Source organism: Microbispora hainanensis (assembly GCF_006874475.1).
GTDB classification, from domain to species: Bacteria; Actinomycetota; Actinomycetes; order Streptosporangiales; family Streptosporangiaceae; genus Microbispora; species Microbispora hainanensis.
Genome location: NZ_VIRM01000010.1, coordinates 145,903 through 167,342 on the forward strand (window position 1 = coordinate 145,903; position 21,440 = coordinate 167,342).

A 21,440-nucleotide genomic window follows, 5' to 3' on the forward strand; every position below is an offset into this window, starting at 1 on the left:
GTCCAGACGTTAGTCGGCGGGACCCGCCGGTGATCCGGCGAATCCCGCTGACCGGGAGCGGAGTGAGGGGCGAGTCAGGCGGGACCGAGCCGCAGGCTCTTGAACTCGGTCGCCTGGGCGGCGATCGCCTTCTCCGTGGGCAGGCGTTCCATCGACGACGCGCCGAAGAAGCCCGCGATCCCGTTCGTGTGATCGAGCACGAACTGGGCGTCCTGCGGCTCGGCGATGGGGCCGCCGTGGCAGAGCACGATGACGTCGGGGTTGACCGCGACCGCGGCGTCGCGCATCTCCTGCACCGCGGCGGCGGCCTCGTCGAGGGTGAGGGCGGTCTCCGCGCCGATGCTGCCGCTCGTGGTCAGCCCGACGTGGGGCACGAGGATGTCGGCTCCGGCCTCGGTCATGGCCGCCGCCTGCTCCGCGTCGAAGACGTAGGGGGCGGTGAGCAGGTCACGCCGCCGCGCTTCCCTGATCATCTCCACCTCCAGCCGGTATCCCATCCCGGTCTCTTCGAGGTTCTGCCGGAACCTGCCGTCGTACAGGCCGACCGTGGGGAAGTTCTGCACGCCGGCGAAGCCCATCGCCTTGAGCTGGTCGAGGAACGGGCCCATGAGCCGGAAGGGGTCCGTGCCGCAGACCCCGGCCAGCACGGGGGTGTCGCGTACGACCGGCAGGACCTCCCGCGCCATGTCGACGACGATCGCGTTGGCGTCGCCGTACGGAAGCAGCCCGGCGAGCGATCCCCGGCCGGCCATGCGATAGCGGCCCGAGTTGTAGATGATGAGCAGGTCGGCCCCGCCGGCCTCGGCGGCCTTGGCCGACAGGCCGGTGCCGGCGCCCGCGCCGATGATGGGCCGGCCGGCCCGTACGGTGGCGCGCAGGCGTTCGAGAGCTGTCTCGCGGTTCATCTCAGTCTCCAGTTCGGCGTGCGGAATCGGACGCACGGATGAGGTGGTGCAGCGCTTCCGCCGCGGCCCGGCCGAAGCCCGGGTCGTTGATGGCGGCGTCCACGTCGTGGACGGGGACGCCGGTGTCCTTCAGGGCGTCCCGCAGCGCGGTGAAGCAGGCGGCGTCGGCGTCGGGATCGGCGAAGGGCCCGCCTTCGACGTCGATCCCGGAGACGCCCTTCAACGGCAGGAAGACCTCCGCCGGCCCGGTGGCGCGGCCGAGCTTGCCGCCGATCCTGGCCCCCAGCTCGGCCATCTCGTCGAGGGTCGTCCGCATGAGGGTGACCGTGGGGTTGTGCACCAGGAACTTCCGGTCCGCGAACTTCTCCGGCACCGTGTCCCGGGGCCCGAAGTTGACCATGTCGAGCGCGCCCACGCTGACCACCTGCGGGATGCCGGCCCGCCCGGCCGCCTCCAGCCGGTCGGGTCCTGCGGTGAGGACGCCGCCGACGAGGTCGTCGGCCAGCTCGGTGGTGGTCAGGTCGAGGACGCCGTCGAGCATGCCGGAGGCGGCGAGGGCCTCCATCGCCCGCCCGCCGGACCCCGTGGCGTGGAAGACCAGCACCTCATATCCGAGGCGGGTCAGGTGGTCGCGGGCCTCGTCGACGGCGGGCGTGGTGAGCCCGAACATCGTGGCGGCGACGAGCTTCCGGTCGTCGCCGGCCCCCGTTTCGGCGCGGACCCGGGCATACCGCTGGGCCATCCCGGCCACGGCGGCGGCGGCGTTGCCGAGAACCGCCCGCGAGAGCCGGTTGATGCCGGAGATGTCCACGACGGAGTACATGAGCGTGACGTCCACGTCTCCGACGTACGGGCGGACGTCGCCCGAGGCCATGGTCGAGACCAGCAGCTTGGGCACTCCGACGGGCAGGGCCTGCAGTGCCCTGGCGGCGACCGACGAGCCGCCGGAGCCGCCGATCGCGAGCAGGCCGTCGAGGCGGCCCTCGTCGTACAACCTGCGGACGACCACGGCGGCGCCGGCCGCCATCGTGTCCATCGTGGCGCCGCGGTCGCGGCCGGCGCGGAGCCGGTCGAGGTCGGCGCCCGCGGCCCGGGCCACCTCGTCCGCGCCGATGTCGGCGAGCTCCGCCCCGGCGGCGAAGGTGCCCACGTTGACCAGGAGCACGTCGCAGCCCGCCTCTTGCAGCTGGTCACGGACCCAGCGATACTCCTCGGTCTTGGTGTCCAGTGTTCCCAGCAGCACTACCGTCGCCACCGCGGCCTCCTGTCGTCGTCGACCTGCCCGTACGGTCGAGAATGTCCGGCCGTGGCGGAACCGGCCAGGCCAATCACGCAGAATTGGTCCATGGCGCGTGCGGAACCTGTCGACAGTGCCGCGTTGGCCCGCCTGCTCGGGGGATGGCGGGCGGACGACGTGCCGCTGCCGCATGCCCTCGCCGACGCGCTCGACGAGCTGGTCGCCGGCAACGTGCTGGTCGAGGGGGCCGCGCTGCCGCCGCAGCGCGTGCTGGCCGCCGCGCTGGGGGTCTCCCGCGGGACCGTCGCCGAGGCGTACGCGGAGCTGGCCGCGCGGGGACGGCTGACGTCACGGCAGGGGTCCGGGTCGCGGGTCCGGCGCGAGCGCAGCGCCGGCGGCGGTGACCACGTCGTCGACGGACGGCTGGCGTCCTTCGGCAGCACCCGCCGCCTGGTCGAGCTCGACCTGTCCAGCGGCGCCCTGCCCGCCCTGTCACTGGTGCGGGAGGCCGTGTCGGCGGTCGATCTGCGCGAACTCGACGTCTATCTCGCCGACGACGGCTACTACGCGGCGGGGCTGCCGCGTCTCCGCGCGGTCGTCGCCGGGCAGTACCGCGCGCAGGGGCTGCCGACGGAACCGGATCAGATCCTCGTCACCTCCGGCTCCCAGCAGGCCGTCTGGTTGTGCGCGTCGTCCCTCGTGACGCCGGGAGACGAGGTCCTGGTCGAGGAGCCGGGCTACCGCGGCGCCATCGAGGCGTTCCGTACGGCCGGGGCGCGGCTGACCGGAGTGCCCGTGCGGACGGACGGCCTCGACCTCGACCACCTCGACCGGGTCGCCCATCGGGCCGCCCTGCTCTACTGCCAGCCCGCGGCGCACAACCCCACGGGGATCAGCCTGCCCGCGGCGGCCAGGGAGCGGCTCAGCGAGATCGTCGGCAGGCACGGCGTGCTGACGATCGAGGACCGTTCCTGCGCCGACCTCGTCCTCGACGACCGCGGGGTGCGCCCGCCGCTGCCCGATCCTCCCGGCCCCGGCCCGGTGATCCGGATCGGCACCGCGTCCAAGCTGCTGTGGGGCGGGCTGCGGGTCGGGTGGATACGCGCGGAACGGCCGATGATCAAGCGATTGACGCAGGCCAAGGCGGCGCTGGACCTGGCCGCTCCGGTGCTCGACCAGATGGTGACCGCCGAGTTGCTGGCGCAGGCGGATCGGGCCCGGCAGGAGCGCACGCGGCGCCTGCGGGCCCATCTCGCCGACGCGGCGGCGGTTCTGACGGAACGCCGCCCGGCGTGGCGGTGGACGCCGCCGAGCGGCGGCACGGCGCTGTGGATCGACACCGGGACCGACGCCGTCGCTCTGGCCGAGCGCGCTCGCAGGAGAGGCGTGCTGGTCACCGCCGGCCCGGCCTTCTCCCCCGCGAACGCGCAGCGCTCCCGGCTCCGGCTGCCGTTCTGGAAGCCCCTCGAGCAGTTCGCCCACGCGGTCGAACTGCTCGAATGAGCAACGGCGCCGGTCATGGTGTCACCTCACCCGGCCACGTCAGCGCCGGTCACTTCAGCGCCGATCACTTCAGCGCCGATCACTTCAGCGCCGGTCGCGGCCCTCGGCGGCGAGGAGGCGGCGCCGGTGGTCGGCGAACACCTCGTCGTTCGACGAGACGGTGGCCCCGGGCACGGTCGGGGAGACGAACGTCGGCACGACGACGCCCCGGCCGGCGAGCACGGCTGCCGTACGGGTCACGATCTCGTGGCTGACCACGCTCGCCACCACCGTCGAGGCGCCCCCTGTCGGACGGTCCCAGCCGTCCACCTCGATGATGGCGTCCTGCACCGGCACGCCGGTGTCGATCGTCACGTCGCAGATCTCCGCGATCCGCTTGCCGCTGGAGTGCTCGGCCGGGCGTTCGAGGTTGGCCACCGAGGTGACCGCGACGGTGAACAGGCCGCGCTCGGCGGCGTACATGGCCGCCTCGACGGGCGCCGCGTTCCTGCCGCCGTGGCTGTAGACCACCATCACGTCGCCGGGGGCGAGCGGCTCGTGGTCCAGATACTGCTTGATGTATCCCTCGGTGCGCTCCAGCCAGAGCAGCTCGCGCACGCCGCCCGGCCCCAGCACGTTGTGCCACATCAGCCGGGGATCGGTGAGCGGGTGGATGCCCGCGAAGCTGCCGTACCTGGGGAAGGCGTCCATGGTGGGGATCACCGAGTGGCCGCTGCCGAACAGGTGGATCAGGCCGCCGTTCTGGACGGCGTCCGCGCTGCGCTCGGCCACGGTCGTCAGCGCCTCCTCCTGTGTGGAGGCGAGCCGGTCAAGGATGGTCATCAGGGTTCGGGTGTAACTCACGGACGTTCCTTTCATGGGGTCCGCAGCGCCAGTCGCACGCGGTATCGGTCTCCGCGCATGACGCTGCGTACGTGTTCGAACGGACCGTGGGCGTCGAAGGTGAGGCGTTCGACGTAGAACGCGTGTGCGCCCGCGGCCACTCCGAGGGTCGTGGCGTCCTCGTCGAGCACGCCGCCGACCGTGAAGGTCTCGACGGCCTCGCGCGGGACCAGCCCGTACTTCTCGTTGAGGGTCTGGTAGAGCGACCGGTCGGTGAAGTCGATGTCGGCGAGACCGGGAAACCGGTCGAGCGGGAGGAGCGCGGTCTGCACGCCCACCGGCCGGGAGCCGTCGGTCCTGAGCCTGCGCAGCCGCAGCATCCGGGCGCCGGGCGGCAGCTGCATCTCGGGGGGCAGGTCCTCCTCGCCCGCCGTGACGACCGACTGGCCGAGGACCCGCGAGCCCGCGCTGTGGCCGAGCTGCGCGAGCTCGCCGGTGAACGACGTGACCCACCGCGCGCCGGCGGTCAGGCTCGTGTCGCGGACGAAGGTGCCCCGGCCCTGCTCCCTGACCAGCACCCCGCGGTCGACCAGCCGGGCCACCGCCTGCCGGACCGTGACGCGGCTGACGCCGTACGCCTTGCCCAGCTCCTCCTCGGTCGGAAGCCGCTGGCCGGGCACCCACTCGCCGGCGTCGACGCGTTGCTGCAGGCTCCGTTCGACCTGCAGGTAGAGAGGGACACCCGAGGTGGGGTCCAGCCCCTTCACGATCACCATTCCTCCGTTCTGGCGATGAGGAGTGCTCCCACGGCGCCCGCCCGGGAGCCCAGTGCGGCGGGCCGCACCGGCACCCGGCGGCCGTCGGGTGAGGCGAACCTCGCGACGTGCCGCTGCAGCGGAGGGCCGAGGACGTCCATCGCGTCGGCCAGCCCGCCGCCGATGAGAATGATCTCGGGATCGATCGTGCTGGCGACAGCCGCGACGCCCCGGGCGAGACGGGCGGCGTACGCGTCGAGCGCGGCGCGTGCCCGCTCGTCTCCCGCGCGGGCCGCCGCCACCAGGGCGGGGCCGTCGCGCAGCGACGAACCGGACGCGGCCTGCTCGAACGGCCCGTGAAGAGGGTCATTCGGCACGTCGGCCGGCAGCCAGCCCCACGATCCGGCGCTGCCGTGGACGCCGCGCCAGATCCGGCCGTCGATCAGGAGGGCGCCGCCGATGCCGGTGCCGACGGCCAGCAGCACGGCCGACCTGACCCCCTTGGCCGCGCCTTCGGCCGCTTCGGCGAGCAGGGTGAGGTGGCCGTCCAGGCCGAGCCGTACGGGCGCGCCCAGGCGGGCCTCCAGGTCCTCCCGCAGCGCGCGGCCCTCCAGCCACGGCAGCGCGGGGACGAACATCGGCCGGCTCTCGCCGGAGGTCCCCGGCAGGCCGATCCCGACTCCCGCCGGTCGGGCGATTGCCGCGCAGAGTCCGGCCACCTGGTCGAGGAACGCGTCGTAGGAGCCGGCCACCGGGGCCGTGACGAGCTCCCCGCGTCCGTCCGGCGTCTCGGCCAGGACCCGTACGGAGGTGCCGCCGACGTCGATGCCGACGAACGTCGTCATCCCTTCACCCCCGTCCGGGAGATGCTCTGTACGAACACACGCTGGGCGAGCAGGAACACCACGATCGTGGGCACGCTGGCGATCAGCGCTCCCGCCATGACCACGTTCTGGTACTGCACGCTCGTGCTGTAGGACAGCAGGCGGCTCAGCGCGAGGACGACGGGGAACTTGTCGTCCGACTGCAGGATCGACAGCGGCCACAGGAAGTTGTTCCAGTAGAAGACGAAGGCGAAGATCGCGAGGCTGACCAGCGCCGGGCGCAGCAGCGGCGTGACGATCTGCCAGACGATGCGCCCCTCCGAGGCACCGTCCAGGCGGGCGGCCTCGATCAGCTCGTCGGGGACGTCCGCGATGAACTGCCGCATCAGGAAGATGCCGAAGGCGTTCGCCAGCCAGGGCAGCATCACGCCGAGGTAGGAGTCGGCCAGGCCCATCGTGGAGACCAGCCAGTACAGCGGCACCAGGGTCACGATCGGCGGCAGGAACATCGTCGCGACGACCGACCAGAAGATCAGGTCGCGGCCCCGGAAGCGATACTTCGCGAACACGAAGCCCGCCATGACGCTGGTCACCAGCACCGACAGCGTGGAGACCCCGGCGATCAGGACGCTGTTGGCGAAGGCGCCGCCGAAGGGGACGGCCTGGAAGACCTCGCCGAACGCGGAGAACGTCACATGCGACGGAAACCAGGTCGGCGGCGCCTTCTGGAGCTCCTCCGGGCCCTTCAGCGCCGAGATCACCATCCAGTAGAGCGGGAACAGCGGCACCAGGATGACCAGCCCGAGCGCGAGTGCCGTGGCCGCGCGTGCCGTGCGCCTCATGACCGTCCCTCCGCCGCCGTACGCCTGCGCATGGCCGCGAGGACGACTCCCGCGACGGCCACCAGCACGAGCAGCAGGCTGAAGGCCATGGCGCTCGCCTGACCGGCCATGCCGTTCTGGAACGCCGCCCGCTGGATCGCGTACGACAGGACCGTGGTGCTCTCGGCCGGCCCGCCCTGGGTGAGGATGTAGACGGGGTCGAACACCTGGATCGCGTTGATCGCCGCGATCAGCACGATGAACGTCGTCGTACGGCGGAGCAGTGGCAGGGTGACGCTGAACGTCTGCCGCCAGAACCCGGCGCCGTCGATGCGGGCCGCCTCGTACACGTCGTCGGGGATCTGGGTGAGCCCCGCGATGACCAGGATCGTGTAGTAGCCGGTCATCTGCCAGACGTGGAAGATCACCAGAGAGAGCAGCGCCGTCTCGGGATCGCTCAGCCATGCGGGCGAATCGATCCCGAGGGCGCCGAGCGCCTGCGAGATCGGGCCGTAGTCGGGCGCGTAGAGCGCACCCCAGACGATCGCGATGGCCACCGTCGGGATCACGTAGGTCGAGAACAGCGCGGCCCGCGCCGCCGCCTTGCCCGCCGTCTTCGGGAAGTAGAGCAGCATCCCGAGCGCCAGGGCCAGCGGAACCGTCGTCACCAGCACGAGCACGACGTAGACCAGGGTGTTCCCGAGCGCGTTCAGGAAGTCGTCGCTGTGCAGCAGGTCGGCGTAGTTGCCCAGGCCCCGCCACGTCATCTGCGTCAGCGGCGTGTACATCGACCAGTCGTGCAGGCTGATCCAGAAGGTCAGGGCGATCGGTACGGCGACGAACAGGACGATCACCGCCATCGCCGGCGAGAGGAAGGCTATCGCCGCCCCTCGCCGGGCGTGCCCCCGAGCAACCGTCATGCCCCGGCCTTGGCCAGAATGCCGGCGACCTCACTCTGCGCCGCGGTCATCGCCTGCTGCGCGGTCTCCTTGCCGAACACGATGTTCTCGATGTGCTTCTGCACGGCCTGGCTCATGGCCTCGCCGCCGAGCACCGTCGGGAAGGGCTTCGCGTTCGGCAGTTCGGCGACGTACGCCGCGATGAACGGGTCGGACAGGTCGGCCTTGTGCGCCGTGAGGTCGCTGGTCCTGCTGGGCAGGATGCCCATCGACATCAGGATGTCGCCCATCGCGGACGAGCCGCCCTTGCCGCTCTCGGGTCCGTTGAGGAACTGGAGGAACTTCCAGGCCGCGTCCTGCTTGGCCGGCGAGGCCTTGCCGTTCACCATCGTCAGCCAGGAGTAGGACACGCCCGCCGACGCCGTGCCGTCCGGGCCGACCGGCACCGGCGCCACGCCGACGTCGGAGTAGCGGTCGCCCATGGCCTGCTTGAGCGCGCTCTGCCACCAGTTCGCCATGATGATCATGCCGGTCTTGCCGTTGACGAAGTTGTCGAGGTAGGGCCCGGTCGTGTTGGCGTTGGCGCTGCTCATGGACGGCTGGGTGGCCCCGCTCTTGATCAGGTCCGCGTAGAGCTGCGCGGCGGCCACGACCTTCGGGTCGTCCAGCTTGGGCGTGCTGCCGTCGAGCAACTGCCCGCCGTTGGAGTTCACCAGCGACAGCCAGGGGTGGACGGCGCCCGAGGCCCAGCTCGTGATCAGGCCGAAGCCCTGCTGCGTCACCTTGCCGCCGTCGCGCTTGGTCAGCTTGGCGGCGTCGGCCTTCAGCTCGTCCCAGGTCTTGGGCGGCGCGGGGATGCCGGCCTCGGCGAACAGCTTCTTGTTGTAGTTGAGCGCGTAGAGGTCGACCTCGTTCGGATAGCCGCGCACCTGGCCCTGCTTGGTGACGTCGTCGACCATGTTCCCCGGCCAGCCGGCCTTGACGTCCGCGGCCACGCCCGAGGGGGCGGGGGCGGCCAGGCCGTCCCGCACAAGTTCGGGCAGCCAGAGGTCGTAGATGCCCGCGATGGTGGGGCCGTTGGGGCTCGCGCCCTGCGTCCTCAGCGTGCTGAGCAGGTTCGCGAACGGGACCGCCCGGATGTCGACCGTGACATCGGGGTTCTTGGTGTGGAACGCGGCGGCCGCGGCCTTGAGCGCCGTCACCTGCTCGGGTCCCCAGTGGGTAAGGAATGAAATCGTCTGCGGTCCGCCGGCCGCTCCGTTGTCCGCTGAGCCGCCGCATCCGGCGAGCGCGAGCGCCAGCACGGCACCTAGTGAGATCGCTCCGACAGTTCTCAAGGGGGTCTGCCTCCTCCCCGCTGTACGCCGCCGCCGACCGGGCGTCGTTACATCGTTAGGTTGTTATAACGAATTTTTGCCGCGAGGGGAAGAGATGCGGGCGAAGACGTGAACGAGCGAGCGGCCCGACGGCTGCCGCCGGGCCGCTCTTCCACCTCTGCCTGGTCAGCGCATGACGAAGCGCTGGGCCGCGGTGCCGTTGCAGTCGTAGATCTGCAGGCGGGTGCCGTTGCCGGTCGCGCCGCCGGGCGAGTCGACGCACCGGCCCGACTGGGGGTTCTGGATCGACCCGTCGGCCCGCCGCACCCAGTTCTGCGCGCCGGTGTCGTTGCAGTCGTAGAGCTGCAACGGGGTGCCGTTGGCGGTGCCGCCCGACCGCACGTCGAGGCAGCGGCCGAGGGTGCGCAGCGTCTGCCCGCTCCAGGTCCAGAACTGGTCCTTGGCGTAGGACTGGCAGTCCCACAGCTGCACCGCCGTGCCGTTGCCGCCCGTGTCGTCGCCCGCCACGTCGACGCACTTGCCGCCGGGGCCGATGATGTTCGCGCCGGACGGGCCGCCCGTGCCCCCGCCGAAGCTCCCGATCGTCATCCTCGCCGACGACGGGTCGGGCTGGTCGATGACCGGGGCGAACCCGCCGACGTCGTCGTAGGAGAAGCCGTAGGCCAGGCCGTTCAGCGCGTGGGCGTGGATCGTCTTGCTGAACAGGTTCGACGCGGACTGGCCGTAGAACTTCGTGGCGTCCGTGGTCGGCTGGGTGTCGTACATGACCCGGCCGGTCGTCGAGAGCGTCGCGCGGTTGAGCGCGGCGCAGACCCGCGCGCCCACCGCGAGGATGGCCGCCTGGTTCGGCTGGTTCGGCGGCTGCATGCCGCCGGCGCACGCGAAGACGTCGCTCGTGGCCGGTTTGGTGAGCGTGCCGATGACGGCGCCGGACGCGTTCCTGAACGTCCAGCTCGCGCCGCTGGTGGTGCCGGTGAAGGTGCCCAGCGACGTCTGGACGGTCAGCGGACGCGTGGCGTAGTAGGACCACACGCCGTTCACGTACGCGTCGAGGTACGTCGAGGGGAACAGGCCCTTGGCGATGGCGTGGACGGGCGCGAGCACGCGCAGCGGGAGGCCGTCGGAGGCCCTCGTCGTCGTCAGGGCCGACCACGGCGAACCCAGGCTCGCGAACGCGCTGAGGATGCCGGCGCGGTCGCCGGCGATGCCCTGCGTCTGGGTGTTGCCGGAGGCGTCGGTGACGCTGACCGTCACCGGGAAGCCGAACATGTCGACCGTGGTGGAGTTGATGAAGATGCCCGCGCCGCCGTTGCTCGTCCGGGCGAACTCGGTCCAGTCGTAGAGGATGCCGGCGTTCGGGTCGCTGTCGACCCAGGGCGCGGGCTCCACCAGTCCGTTCGTTGTGAGGAAGAAGCGCAGCTTCGCGCCCATCGACACGTAGACGCGGCCACCGGACAGGTTCGGCGGCAGCGTGACGGTCGCGCTGGCGCCGTTGCCCGGCCCGGGGATCGCGATGTCCGGCGCGGGGACCGGCCCGTTGGGAATCGACGAGGGGAAGGAGTACGCGCGCCACGTTCCCGAGGCGTCCACGTATCCCTGCTGACCGGTGAGCGAGTTGCGGGCGACGACGTAGACGTACGTCGCGTCGCCCCGGCCGGAGTTGTTGGTGATCATGAAGGGCAACTGCGTGACGGCGGCGTCCGCCGCCTGCTGCCCGGCGGCGAGGACCACCGCCTGGGCCAGCAGGACGACGGCGAGCTGGACGACGGCGAGCTGGACGACGGCGAGCAGGGCCCGCCGCCATCGCCGCGACGACATGTGCATCTCTCGGCTCCTCTGGGGGGTGAAGGGCGTAGACGAGCTGTGAGAGCGCTCTCAGAAAAGTAACTTTACTGTTAACTGACCGCGCGTCAATAGCCCCCTGACACTTGTCATGCCACCGCGAGGAGCCCGATCCTCTTGGGAGAGCGCTTTCCTTGCCACTCAGATGCGCTCGATGACGGTGGCCGTCGCGTGCGCGCCGCCGGCGCACATGGTCACGAGGGCGGTCGAGCCTCCGGTGCGCTCCAGCTCGCACAGCGCCTGGGTGAGCAGGCGGGAGCCGGTCGAGCCCACCGCGTGCCCGAGCGCGATCGCGCCGCCGTTTACGTTGACCGTGTCCATGTCGACGTCGAACGCCCGCGCCCAGGAGAGCACGACCGAGGCGAACGCCTCGTTGACCTCGGCCAGGTCGACGTCCGACAGCTTCATGCCCGCCTTGCGCAGCACGCGCCGGGTCGCGTCGATGGGCCCGTCGAGGTGATAGTAGGGGTCGGAGCCGACCACGCCGGAGGCGACGATGCGCGCCCGCGGGCGCAGCCCGAGGTCGCGCGCCCGGCCCGCGCTCATCAGCAGCACACCGGCCGCGCCGTCGCTGATCTGCGACGAGTTGCCCGCGGTGTGGATGCCGCCCGGTATCACCGGCCGCAGCCTTCCCAGCGCCTCCATGCCGGTGTCGCGCAGCCCCTGATCCCTGGTGACGACGGCGGTCTCCCCCGTCGGCCCCTCCGGTCCCGTCACCGGCGCCTCCACCGCGAGGACCTGGCCGTCGAACCTGCCTTCCGCCCACGCCCGCGCGGCGCGCCGCTGGGAGCGCAGGCCGAGCGCGTCGGCGTCCTCACGGGTGATGCCGCGCCGCTGCGCGATCCGCTCGGCCGCGGTGAACTGGTCGGGCAGATCCAGCGACCAGGACGGCGGGAACGGGCTGCCGGCGTCCGCGGTGACCGCGGCGCCGAGGAAGACCCGGCTCATCGACTCGACCCCGCAGCCGATGCCGATGTCGATCGCGCCGGCCGCGATCAGCCCGGCGACCAGGTGGACGGCCTGCTGGCCGGAGCCGCAGGCGCAGTCGATCGACGTGCAGGCCGTGGTGCAGGGCAGGCCCGCGTGCAGCCAGGCCTGGCGGGTGACGTTGTTGGCCTGCTCCCCCGCCTGGGTGACGCAGCCGCCGATCACCTGCTCGATCGTCTCGGCCGCGAGGCCGTTGCGCTCGATCAGGGCCCGGTGCACCGCGCCGAGCAGCTCGGCCGGGTGCAGCCCGGACAGGGCGCCGTACCGCTTGCCGACCGGTGTGCGCACCGCGTCGACGATGACGGCCTCGAACGGGGATGCCACCTTCAGCGTCATGAGGAGAGGCTAGAAATCATTCCAGGCGCGGACAACGGTGCGGTCCCGCTCAGTGGTGCGTGACCGCGATCGCGAAAACAAGGGGGTACGGATCGGCGTCAGGCATGAGCGGACACCTCCACCATCGCGAGCACGTCGACGGTCACGCCGATGCGGGCGGCCGCCCGGGTGGCCTGGGCGATGTGGTCCTTGAACGCGCGTGCGTGGGGCTCGGTGTCGAAGACCGCGACCGTGTGCATCTTGCCGGTCTGCGCGTCCCGCATCCAATAACCGCTGACGAAACCCGGCCGCGCGGCGGTCCCGGGCACCACATCGGCGCGCAGCGCCCGTTCCTGCTCCGCCCGCCGGCTCTCGTCGGCGGACCAGATCCCTACCACCGCATGCATGCCCCGCACGCTACGGCCGGGGCCGGCACCGGGCATCCGTGCGACCACTCATCCGCGGTACCTATCCGTGTGCCCTGTCCGTATGCCCTGTCCGTGTGCCCTATCCGTGTGCCCTATCCGTGTGCCCTATCCGTGTGCCCTATCCGTGTGCCCTGTGCGCGTGCCACGAGGCGATCCGGGCCCGCGACTCGAAGCCGAGCTTCACCAGGATGTGCGTGACGTGATTCTCGACCGTGCGCACGGACAGGTAGAGCCGCTCGGCGATCTGCCGGTTGGACAGCCCTTCGGCCACCAGGGCGGCGATCTGCTCCTCGCGCGGGGTCAGCGGGCCGGCCGGCGGTGGCGTGACCACCGCTTCGGCCGCCGCTTCGGCCGCCGCTTCGACCAGCGCTTCGACCGCCGTCTGGAGCGTCGCCAGCCCCAACCGCCGCGCCAGGTCACGGGCGGCGTCGAGGTGCTCGCGGGCCGCGGCCCGGTCACCCCGGTCCAGCGCCGCGCGGGCCAGTTCGAGATGGGTGAACCCGGTGGCCGGCGCTAATCCCGTCGCGAGGCTCGTGGCCAGCGCGGAGCGCAGGTGCTCCCCTGCGGCCTCCGCGTCGCCGGCAAGCCGGGCGAGCCGGCCCAGCCGCAGTGCCACCGGACCATATCCGGGGCCCAGCGGATCGGCGATCACCTGCCGGTCGGCGAACGTCACCAACTGCGCGTAGACCCACGCACCGGTCTCCCGGTCGCCGAGCGCGACGCACACGTCCGCCATCCCGGACATCGCGACGACCCACTCCCGGGCGTGCCGCGGGAACGCGCCGAGGTGCGGGACCAGCGACGGCCACATCGCCCGCACCTCGTCGATGCGGCCCATGTGCGTCAGCACGTTCACATGCCAGGCGCGGGACAGGAACGGGCCCTGCTCGGTGAACGCGCGCACCGCCCGCTCCACCGGCTCGTATCCCTCGCCGGTGAGCTGCGCGAGCGCGTCGGCATGGATGAGGTGGAAGAATTCGGCCCCCTCGTGCCCGGCGCGCCGGCCCCGCGCCTGCCCCTCCGCCATCAGCTCGGCGGCCAGGGCCAGCCTGCCCTCGCTAAGCGCGACGGACGTGCGCACCAGGGTCAGCCGCCACGTCCACAGCGGCTCGCGCAACTGGTCGACGGCGACCGCGAACGCGGCCAGCTCGGCGTCGAAGGGCACCCTGCGGCCCAGCTCGGCGAACCCGCCCAGCCGCCACAGATGGCCCCAGGCCGCGTACTCCGGCCGGCCGACCTCGCGGCCCAGCCGCACCGCGCGCTCGCCGAGCGAGAGCCGCTCCAGCACGTGCCCCGCCCCGGTCAGCTCGGTGCCGCGCGCCTGCAACGCGAGGAACACCGCGTCCGGGTCGCCACACGCCTCGGCCTGCTGCAGCGCGCGGCGCCCCAGGTCCGGCTCGCCGCCGTCGTACGTCGCCTCCGGGCCGGGGCCGAACGGGTCGGCGGTGACGACCAGCTGGGCGAGGACCCGGGCGCGCCGCACCGGCTCGGTGTCGCCGAGCAGCGGCAGCGCCGACCGGCACAAGGCGTGGATCCGCGGCGTGACCGAGGAGTCGGTGACCCCGCGCAGGACCGTGGCCGCGTCCGCGAGCACGGCCGCGTCACCGGCGGCCCGGCCAGGTCGGCTGCCTCGTGGCAGCAGCGCCAGGCGGCGTCCACCGCCCCGGCGCGGAACTCGCAGCCGGCGAGGTCGAGCAGCAGCCGGGCCCGGGTTCCGTCGTCCGCCCGGGGAAGCAGGTCGAGGGCGGCCCGGTACTGATACGCGGCGTCCTCGTACGCGAGCCGGTCCCGGGCCCGCTCGGCGGCGCGCAACGTGACCGTCAACGCCTCCGCCTCGCCGCCCTGGCGCAGGTGATGCGCCACGGTCTCGATCGGACCGTCGCCGACCGCCGACGCGGCGCGCGCGTGCAGCTCCTGCCGCTCGGCAGGCCCCAGCTCGGCGTAGAGCACCTCCTGGGTGAGCACGTGGTCGAAGCGCAGCACGGGTCCGTCGGCGACGAGCACCCCGGCATCCAGGGCGGCATCCAGGGCGGCGTCCAGAGCGGCATCCAGGGCGGGGCCCAGCCGCGCGACCGTCTCGTCGCGCGTCAGCCGTACGGTCGCGGCGAGGGTGGCCGCGTCGAACTCCCGTCCGTGTACGGAGGCCTGGCGCAGCAGGAGCCGGGTATCGGCGGGAAGCCCGTCCAGGCGCCGGCCGATCGCCGCGCGAATCCCACGCGGGAGCCGCTCGCCGGTGCCCGCCAGCCGGGCCAGCTCCACCACGAACAGCGGGTTGCCGCCGGACCGCTCGCCGATCGCGCGCAGCGTCGCCGCGTCCAGCGGGCCTGCCGCGGCCCTGGTCGCCAGCTCGGTGACGTCGCCGGCGGCGAGCGCGCCGAGCCGGATCCGGTGCGCCCCGCGCTCCCGGCCCACCGCGCCGAGCACCTCGTGGCGGTCCGGGCCGGCCTGCCCTCCGCGGAACAGCGCCAGCAGCATCAGCGGCAGGTCCGCCGCCTCGGACGCGACATGCTGCAGCAGGCGTAACGAGCCGAGGTCGGCGGCGTGCAGGTCGTCCAGGACCAGCAGCAGGCCGTCACCGGTGGGCCGGTCGCGCAGCGCCTCGACGACCGCGTCGAACCGCCGGTGCCGGGTGACCGAGGCGTCGGCGGGCTCGTCGAGGCCGGTGGCCGGGGCCCGGATGGCGTGCAGGATCTGCAGCCACGGCCGGAACGGCGCGCCCGGCTCGCCTTCGAGGCAGGACCCCCAGGCGGTGGCGTGCCCGGCGGCCCGTGCGCGCCGGGTCAGTGCATTCGCGAACGCGGTCTTCCCGGCGCCGGCCTCGCCCTCGACCAGGACGACGGCGCCCGATCCGGCCCGCACCCCGGCCAGCCGGCTCTCCACCTCGGCCAGCTCGCGCCCACGGCCGACAAGCTCCGTCAACGAATACGGTACGGGCAGCCGGTTGCCGAGTGAGGTGGGTCGAATCAATACGGCGAAATGAATACGCCTGAATGAATACGCCTGAATGAATACGGCGAATGAGTATGCCGGATGAGTGTTTTCCCGGACGACCACCCGGCCCGACGTGACCTACGGTCCCGGCATGGATGACCGTTCCATCGACCGGGAGCTGCCATGAACCCGACCCTCAAGTGGGGCCTCGCCCTCGCCATACTGCTGGGCCTGCTGGACATCGCCGGCGTGGCCGGTGTGTGGGCCGACGAAGGACCGCCTGCCGCGCTCGCGATCGGCGGCGGGGTGGTCGGGGTCGTCACGATCGTGGCCGCGGCGCTCGCCCGGCGGCGCGGCGCGATCCCCACCGTGATCGGCTCCCGGGTCGTCTCCGCACTGCTCAGCCTCCCCGTTTACTGGGCGGACAACGCACCGGACTGGTCGAAGATCGTGATCGGGATCGCGATCGCGGCCACCGTGGCCGCGATCGCTCTGCTCACCGTCGGCCGCCGGGCCCCTCACCCGGCCTGAGTCCCGCCCGACCGACTGATCGGAGAACAGCATGATCGCCAGAGTCGCACGGTGGGAACCCATGCCGACCGACGACCGTGACTGGGTCGTCGAGGCCGCCGCCGCCATCCCCGGAGTGCGCGCCACCTACCATCTGCTGGATCCGGCCACCGGCAACGGCCTGTCGATCGCCGTTTTCGACGACGACGAGGCCGCCGCCGCGGCCGGCGACGCGATCCGGCGCCGAGCCGCCGAGATCGGCTGGAACGACCAACCCCGGCCGCGCTTCACCTCAGAAACCTTCTACCAGGTCATCCGCGGCACACCGTGAACGTCACCGGCGTGCGGAACGTCGCGCGCGCACGGTGAGGACCGGGGCGGCGACGGCCGCAGTGAGGACCGGGGCGAGCACGGGCAGGCCCGCGGCCAGGGCGGCGATCCACGGCCACGGCGTCGCGAATCCCGCCCGGGGAGGCGGCTCCCACGCGGAGGAGGTCGTTGCCGGCCACGCGATGAGCAGACCGGCGAGGCACCCCGCGGCCACACCCACCGCCGTGCCGATGGCGGCGGCCAGCGCCGCACGGCGCGCGGCCGCCTGCCACGACCGTGCGTCCGACGGTGCGTCCGACGGTGCGTCCGCGCCTCCGGCCGCGACCAGCGCGCCCGCGAGCGCGACGACGACCGCGGCCACGACGACGGCCACGACGGCGATCCGCCAGTCGGACGGAGGCCGATACCCCCGTTCGACGTATGTCTGCGCCACGCCGCCGAGCGACCGGTCCAGCCGCCGCTGCTCGGTCTCCGAAGTGGAGTGCACGGAGGGGTCGACGATCAGCGCATCGGGTCTGAGGTCCTGGCCGAGGTCCCGGAAGACCTTGACCGGAAGGAAGACCTCCTCCACCGAAGGATCGGAGGGCCTGACGACGACCGCGGGGACCTGCTTGACCACCGGTGCCGTGTCGCCGTCCTGGCCGAGGAGGTTGTGCTCGATAGTCACGGAGGCGACCTCGGCGTCGCCGGGCGTGACCACCACGGCCGTGTTCTCCTCGTAGGGCGTCGACGGGTCTCCGGTGAGATAGCGGAGCAGTGCGCCGTCACCGATGACGCCCGATGTGACGGCGCCGTACCGCTCCGGCAGATCCGCGCCGTCGGCGTGCAGGCTGTAGGGCCGGATCCCCCGGTAGGTCTCGACGACGGGAACACCCGGCAGCTCGCGCCGCACGGCCGCGAGCGCGGCCGGCGCGTCCGCCGCGGAGAAACCGTGCACGAGGAGGGCGCCGGGCCGGGCCTCGGGCCTGTAGCCGGCCCTGTTCTGCGACGTCGCGGCGGCCGCCACGATGACCACCGTGACCGCGAGGGCCGTGGCGGACATCGTCGCCACGATCGCGGGAACGCTCCGGGCACGATCACGTGCGAGGACGGACCGTCGCCCGGCGACCCCCAGCAGCAGTGCGAGGAAGGGTCCCAGGCCGAGGAGGACCAGGGCGCCGCCCGCTATGGCCGCCAGCAGGGTCATGGCCGACCCGAAGTCGTCGTAGTGCACGTCCTCGTGCGTGGACCACGCGGCGAGCGCCATGACCGCGCAACCGCCCACGAGGAGCGCCGATCCCCAGGCCAGGGGACGCCGGCGTACGAGCGCGCCGGGGGCCGACGGGACCGACCGGGCCGCGAGCACCATCGAGCCGAGCCCGGACCCCGCGAAAAGGTACGTGAGGATCTCCAGCGCCACGTCTGCAGCGTATTGCCCGGATGCGATCCCGTCAGGGGGAAGCCGGGCCGGCGGCCGCGTTCGACCGGGGCGCGAGCAGCAGCCGGCAGGCGATCCGGATGTCGCTTTCGGTGTCGGTGACCGACGCCCGGCCGTTCAGGCTCGTCTGCAGCACGCCATACCAGCACTGCATCAGCAGCCGGATCAGCGTGACGTCGGTGACGGTGGGCTCGGCGACGCCGAGCGTACGCAGGACGATCTTCCGGAACATCCGGTCGATCCGGCCCACGTCGGCCACCGCGGCGGCGTTGGCGGAGCTCGCCGACTGGAGCATCGCGATGGCGAGCGCGGGGCGGCGCAGCAGTTGCCTGCTGGCGAGCACGAGCACCTCGCCGACGGCGTCCTCCGGCGTCATCCCCGGCTTGGGCTGCGGGAGGCTCTCGCCGAACCTGTCGACCTGCTCGGCCAGCACCGCCGTGAACAGATGGGTCTTCGAGGGGAAGTAGCGGTAGAGCGTGGCGATCGCCACGCCGGCCTCCTTGGCCACCTCGTGCATCTGGACGCGCTCCAGCCCCTTTTCCGCGCCCATCCGGGCGGCGGCGCGCAGGATGCGCAGGTGACGGGCGCGCTGCTCGGGTGAGCTCGGCTCAGCCGGCGCCCTGGCCTCGGCGATCCTCGGCACGTCTCCCCCTGGTCCTTCGCGTGTCGCGACGACGATACACAGCGGAGCTCCCCTGCCCGCCAGTGGTCGATACCACTCAGTGGGACATCCAGGGGGACGTACGGGCCGGTCAGACGCCCGGAAGGGCCCTCAGATCAGGTTGTCCTCGACGGTCAGGCCGAACTCGCCCCTGCCGTACATCGCGAGGGCCCGCTCGACGTCGTTGGCCACGTGGACGCTGCCCGCGTGGGCGTCGCGCCAGGCCCGCTCGATCGGGTTGCCCCTGCTGAGCGAGTTGCCCCCGGCGGTCTTGAACAGGATGTCGATGGCCTCCAGCGCCCGCTCGGTGGCGCGCACCTGGTCTCGGCGCACCCGCAGCCGCAGCTCGGCCGGGATCGTCTCGCCCCGCACCGCGTGCTCGTACACCTCCCGCACGTTGCGGTCGGTCTGCAGGATCGCCGCGTCGATCTCCGACGCCGCCCGGGCCACCGCGACCTGCGCGAACTGGTCCTCGGCGAACCGGCCGCCGCCCAGGCTGAGCCGGACGCGGTCACGCATCGCGGTCACGTACGACCGGTAGCAGCCGACGGCCATCCCGATGACCGGGGCGGTGATCGTGGTGGTGAACACGGTGCCGAACGGGATGCGGTAGAGCGGGCCGGTGTTCACCTTCTGGCCGGGGCCGCGCAACTGCGCCATGTCGTGGTTGCGCATCACGCGATGAGCGGGCACGAAGGCGTCCTCGACGAGGATGTCGTTGCTGCCCGTGCCGCGCAGGCCGATGACGTCCCACACGTCCTCGATCACGTAGTCGGAGCGGGGCACCAGCACGGTCATGAAGTCCACCGGCCTGCCCTGGTCGCCGAGGACCAGGCCGCCCACCATCGCCCACGACGCGTGCTCGCAGCCGGAGGAGAACCGCCATCGCCCTGAGAGCCGGTAGCCGCCCTCGGCGGGCACGAGCCGCCCGACCGGCGCGTACGACGAGGAGATGAGCGCGTCCTGGTCGCTCCCCCACACCTCGTCCTGGGCGGCCTCCTCGAACAGGGCGAGCTGCCAGGGGTGCACACCGAGCACGGCGACGGTCCACCCGGTGGACCCGCACACCGCGGAGATCTCCCTGACCACCTCGTAGAAGCTCACCGGGTCGCTCTCCGCGCCGCCGTACCTCTTGGGCTGCAGCATCCGGAAGACCCCGGCCCGGGCCAGCTCCCTGATCGACTCGGCGGGCACCCGGCGGTCCTCGTCGGTGGACCGGGCCCGTTCGGCGAGCTTCGGCAGCAGTGTGCGAACCGCGTCGAGGACCTCGTTGCTCATGAGGGAGTTCTCCGTGTCATGCTCGTCGGTCAGTTGCCGTCCATGATGGCGGTCCCTTGTTTTCCGATGCGCAGCCGGGCGGCGATGCCGTCGAGGACGCTGTCGAGCCCGAGCTCGAACTGCCAGTCGTCGTCGTCCTTCCTGACGCCCTGGCGGATGTAGCGCTCGAACGCGGGATAGCGGCCCGACTCCAGCAACCACCGCATCCGGGACGAGTAGAGGGTGCGCAGGTCGTCCATCTTCTCCGCGCCCTCCTTGCGCATCAGCCGGTCCATCCTGATCCGGATGGTGGTCGCCCCGGTGACGAACGCGGTGACCGTGCCGATGACGGTCATCGCCGTGTCGGCGTCGAGGCCGAGACCGTCCAGCGACGCGAGCAGGCGGTCGATGCGCGCGACGAAGTTGGGGGTCAGCGGCCCCGTGCCGGCCGTGGTGTCCACCAGCCAGGGATGGCGCAGGATGAGGGCGCGCAGCCGCATGGCCGACACGCGCAGGACCTCCCGCCAGTCGCCGCCCTCACTCTCACCACCCTCACTCTCACCACCCTCACCGTCGCCGCCCTCACCGGCCCGCGCCTCCTCGGCGTAGACCCTGTCGACCATCAGCTCGATCACGTCGTCCTTGCCGCGCACGTAGCGGTAGAGGCCCATGGTGGCGACGCCGAGCCGCTCGGCCAGGCGGCGCATGGAGACCGCGTCGAGCCCCTCGGTGTCCGCGATCTCCACGGCCGCCGCGCCGATCTGCGCGTGGGTCAGCGCCGCACGGGGAGGCCGGGCGGGGCGCTCCATCCGTTCCCAGATGGACTCGTGAGCCGTGTCGCCCCCTGTGTCGCCCCCTGTGCCGTCCCCTGTGTTGCCGGCAGTGTCGCCGGCAGTGTCGCCGGCAGTGTCGCCGGCAGTGTCGCCGGCAGTGTCGTCCGCCTTCTTCCCGGCCATCGTCGTGCTCCTCCCGCTTCGCTGTGTACATCGTACTCGGACTTGTACGCCGTACGCATTTGCGCGTACGGTGTACCCGCCGCGTACGGCGTACTCACCTCGGGGAGGAATCATGTCCGGAGAAGACCGGCTCAATGTGGGAATGATCATCGGCAGCGTCCGGGAGGGGAGGGTCGCGCCCCTCGTCGCGAACTGGTTCGCCGGTCAGGCCGGCCGGCGCGACGACGTCACGCTCGACGTCATCGACCTGGCCGAGACCCGGCTCCCCGACGGGCTGCGCGGGCACCTCGGCGGCGAGAAGCCGGAGGAGGTCGTCGGGCTGCGGCCCCGGGTGGAGGCGGCGGACGCCTTCGTCGTCGTGACCCCCGAGTACAACCGCAGCTTCCCCGCCGCGCTCAAGCTGATGATCGACAGCTACCACCGGGAGTGGGCGGCCAAGCCCGTCGGGTTCGTCTGCTACGGGGGCATGTCCAGCGGCCTGCGGGCCGTCGAGCAGCTCCGGCTGGTCTTCGCCGAGCTGCACGCGGTGACGATCCGCGACTCCGTCGCCTTCCAGACCCCCTGGACGCTGTTCGACGCGGAGGGGAACTGGCCGAAGGACCCCGCCGGCCCGGAAGGCGCCGCCAAAGTGATGCTCGACGAGCTCGTCTGGTTCGGCCGAGCCCTGCGCGAGGCGCGGGCGGCCCGGCCGTACGGAGGCTGA

Annotated in this window: 21 protein-coding genes; 4 read left to right on the forward strand and 17 right to left on the reverse strand. The window is 72.3% G+C overall.

Annotation, left to right across the window (positions count from 1 at the left end; all coding sequences use genetic code 11):
• Positions 1 to 74: 74 nt before the first annotated feature.
• Positions 75 to 905 (reverse strand): phosphoenolpyruvate hydrolase family protein, encoded by an 831-nt coding sequence (locus FLX08_RS11150; RefSeq protein ID WP_142618571.1) that lies wholly within the window; start codon positions 903 to 905, stop codon positions 75 to 77.
• A gap of 1 nt (position 906) precedes the next feature.
• Positions 907 to 2,160 carry a Tm-1-like ATP-binding domain-containing protein gene (locus FLX08_RS11155; protein WP_142618573.1) on the reverse strand — a complete coding sequence of 418 codons (1,254 nt, stop codon included), beginning with the start codon at positions 2,158 to 2,160 and terminating at the stop codon, positions 907 to 909.
• 90 nt (positions 2,161 to 2,250) lie between these two features.
• Between FLX08_RS11155 and FLX08_RS11160 the strand changes: the two genes are divergently transcribed.
• A complete protein-coding gene (locus FLX08_RS11160; RefSeq protein ID WP_142618575.1) occupies positions 2,251 to 3,645 on the forward strand; it encodes an aminotransferase-like domain-containing protein in 1,395 nt (464 codons plus the stop codon).
• Between the two features lie 84 nt (positions 3,646 to 3,729).
• Here the strand turns inward: FLX08_RS11160 and FLX08_RS11165 are convergent, their stop codons facing one another.
• The 11 genes from FLX08_RS11165 to FLX08_RS11215 all read right to left on the reverse strand — a co-directional run bounded on the left by FLX08_RS11165 (position 3,730) and on the right by FLX08_RS11215 (position 15,594).
• Positions 3,730 to 4,488, reverse strand: a complete 759-nt coding sequence (locus FLX08_RS11165; protein ID WP_208761387.1) for a sugar isomerase domain-containing protein — start codon at positions 4,486 to 4,488, stop codon at positions 3,730 to 3,732.
• A gap of 11 nt (positions 4,489 to 4,499) precedes the next feature.
• Positions 4,500 to 5,243, reverse strand: a complete 744-nt coding sequence (locus tag FLX08_RS11170; protein ID WP_142618579.1) for a GntR family transcriptional regulator — start codon at positions 5,241 to 5,243, stop codon at positions 4,500 to 4,502.
• Positions 5,237 to 6,067 carry an ROK family protein gene (locus tag FLX08_RS11175; RefSeq protein WP_142618581.1) on the reverse strand — a complete coding sequence of 277 codons (831 nt, stop codon included), beginning with the start codon at positions 6,065 to 6,067 and terminating at the stop codon, positions 5,237 to 5,239. The genes FLX08_RS11170 and FLX08_RS11175 overlap by 7 nt, the downstream gene beginning before the upstream one ends.
• Positions 6,064 to 6,888, reverse strand: a complete 825-nt coding sequence (locus FLX08_RS11180) for a carbohydrate ABC transporter permease (RefSeq protein ID WP_142618583.1) — start codon at positions 6,886 to 6,888, stop codon at positions 6,064 to 6,066. The genes FLX08_RS11175 and FLX08_RS11180 overlap by 4 nt, the downstream gene beginning before the upstream one ends.
• A complete protein-coding gene (locus tag FLX08_RS11185; protein ID WP_142618586.1) occupies positions 6,885 to 7,787 on the reverse strand; it encodes a carbohydrate ABC transporter permease in 903 nt (300 codons plus the stop codon). The genes FLX08_RS11180 and FLX08_RS11185 overlap by 4 nt, the downstream gene beginning before the upstream one ends.
• Entirely contained in the window at positions 7,784 to 9,103 is a 1,320-nt protein-coding gene (locus FLX08_RS11190; RefSeq protein ID WP_208761388.1) for an ABC transporter substrate-binding protein, read from the reverse strand. Before FLX08_RS11190 ends, FLX08_RS11185 begins: the two co-directional genes overlap by 4 nt.
• 165 nt (positions 9,104 to 9,268) lie before the next feature.
• Complete coding sequence (locus FLX08_RS11195; RefSeq protein ID WP_142618588.1) at positions 9,269 to 10,927, reverse strand: beta-1,3-glucanase family protein; 1,659 nt, start codon at positions 10,925 to 10,927, stop codon at positions 9,269 to 9,271.
• A gap of 159 nt (positions 10,928 to 11,086) precedes the next feature.
• A complete protein-coding gene (locus tag FLX08_RS11200) occupies positions 11,087 to 12,268 on the reverse strand; it encodes a steroid 3-ketoacyl-CoA thiolase (protein WP_142618590.1) in 1,182 nt (393 codons plus the stop codon).
• A gap of 98 nt (positions 12,269 to 12,366) precedes the next feature.
• On the reverse strand, positions 12,367 to 12,654 hold the full coding sequence (locus FLX08_RS11205; RefSeq protein ID WP_142618592.1) for a hypothetical protein: 288 nt from the start codon (positions 12,652 to 12,654) through the stop codon (positions 12,367 to 12,369).
• Positions 12,655 to 12,793: 139 nt separating this feature from the next.
• The gene (locus FLX08_RS41325; protein WP_208761397.1) at positions 12,794 to 13,702 is read right to left on the reverse strand and encodes a LuxR C-terminal-related transcriptional regulator; all 909 of its coding nucleotides are present in this window, start codon (positions 13,700 to 13,702) and stop codon (positions 12,794 to 12,796) included.
• 275 nt (positions 13,703 to 13,977) lie between these two features.
• Positions 13,978 to 15,594: an ATP-binding protein gene (locus FLX08_RS11215; protein WP_167530359.1), complete on the reverse strand. Its 1,617-nt coding sequence runs from the start codon at positions 15,592 to 15,594 to the stop codon at positions 13,978 to 13,980.
• A 195-nt stretch (positions 15,595 to 15,789) separates the two neighbouring features.
• Here FLX08_RS11215 and FLX08_RS11220 point away from each other — a divergent pair, with 195 nt between their 5' ends.
• Together FLX08_RS11220 and FLX08_RS11225 are read left to right on the forward strand one after the other, a co-directional pair.
• Positions 15,790 to 16,137 (forward strand): hypothetical protein, encoded by a 348-nt coding sequence (locus tag FLX08_RS11220; protein ID WP_142618598.1) that lies wholly within the window; start codon positions 15,790 to 15,792, stop codon positions 16,135 to 16,137.
• Positions 16,138 to 16,198: 61 nt separating this feature from the next.
• Positions 16,199 to 16,447 carry a hypothetical protein gene (locus FLX08_RS11225; protein WP_208761389.1) on the forward strand — a complete coding sequence of 83 codons (249 nt, stop codon included), beginning with the start codon at positions 16,199 to 16,201 and terminating at the stop codon, positions 16,445 to 16,447.
• A 3-nt stretch (positions 16,448 to 16,450) separates the two neighbouring features.
• On the opposite strand, the gene FLX08_RS11230 is transcribed toward FLX08_RS11225, so the two are convergent.
• The 4 genes from FLX08_RS11230 to FLX08_RS11245 all read right to left on the reverse strand — a co-directional run bounded on the left by FLX08_RS11230 (position 16,451) and on the right by FLX08_RS11245 (position 20,737).
• On the reverse strand, positions 16,451 to 17,845 hold the full coding sequence (locus FLX08_RS11230) for a hypothetical protein (protein WP_142618602.1): 1,395 nt from the start codon (positions 17,843 to 17,845) through the stop codon (positions 16,451 to 16,453).
• 31 nt (positions 17,846 to 17,876) lie between these two features.
• Entirely contained in the window at positions 17,877 to 18,506 is a 630-nt protein-coding gene (locus FLX08_RS11235) for a TetR/AcrR family transcriptional regulator (protein ID WP_142618604.1), read from the reverse strand.
• A gap of 129 nt (positions 18,507 to 18,635) precedes the next feature.
• Positions 18,636 to 19,802 (reverse strand): 3-hydroxy-9,10-secoandrosta-1,3,5(10)-triene-9,17-dione monooxygenase oxygenase subunit, encoded by a 1,167-nt coding sequence (gene hsaA / locus FLX08_RS11240; protein WP_142618606.1) that lies wholly within the window; start codon positions 19,800 to 19,802, stop codon positions 18,636 to 18,638.
• Positions 19,803 to 19,831: 29 nt separating this feature from the next.
• Entirely contained in the window at positions 19,832 to 20,737 is a 906-nt protein-coding gene (locus FLX08_RS11245) for a TetR/AcrR family transcriptional regulator (RefSeq protein WP_142618608.1), read from the reverse strand.
• 112 nt (positions 20,738 to 20,849) lie between these two features.
• On the opposite strand from FLX08_RS11245, the gene FLX08_RS11250 reads away from it, so the two are divergent.
• Positions 20,850 to 21,440, forward strand: a complete 591-nt coding sequence (locus FLX08_RS11250; protein WP_142618610.1) for an NADPH-dependent FMN reductase — start codon at positions 20,850 to 20,852, stop codon at positions 21,438 to 21,440.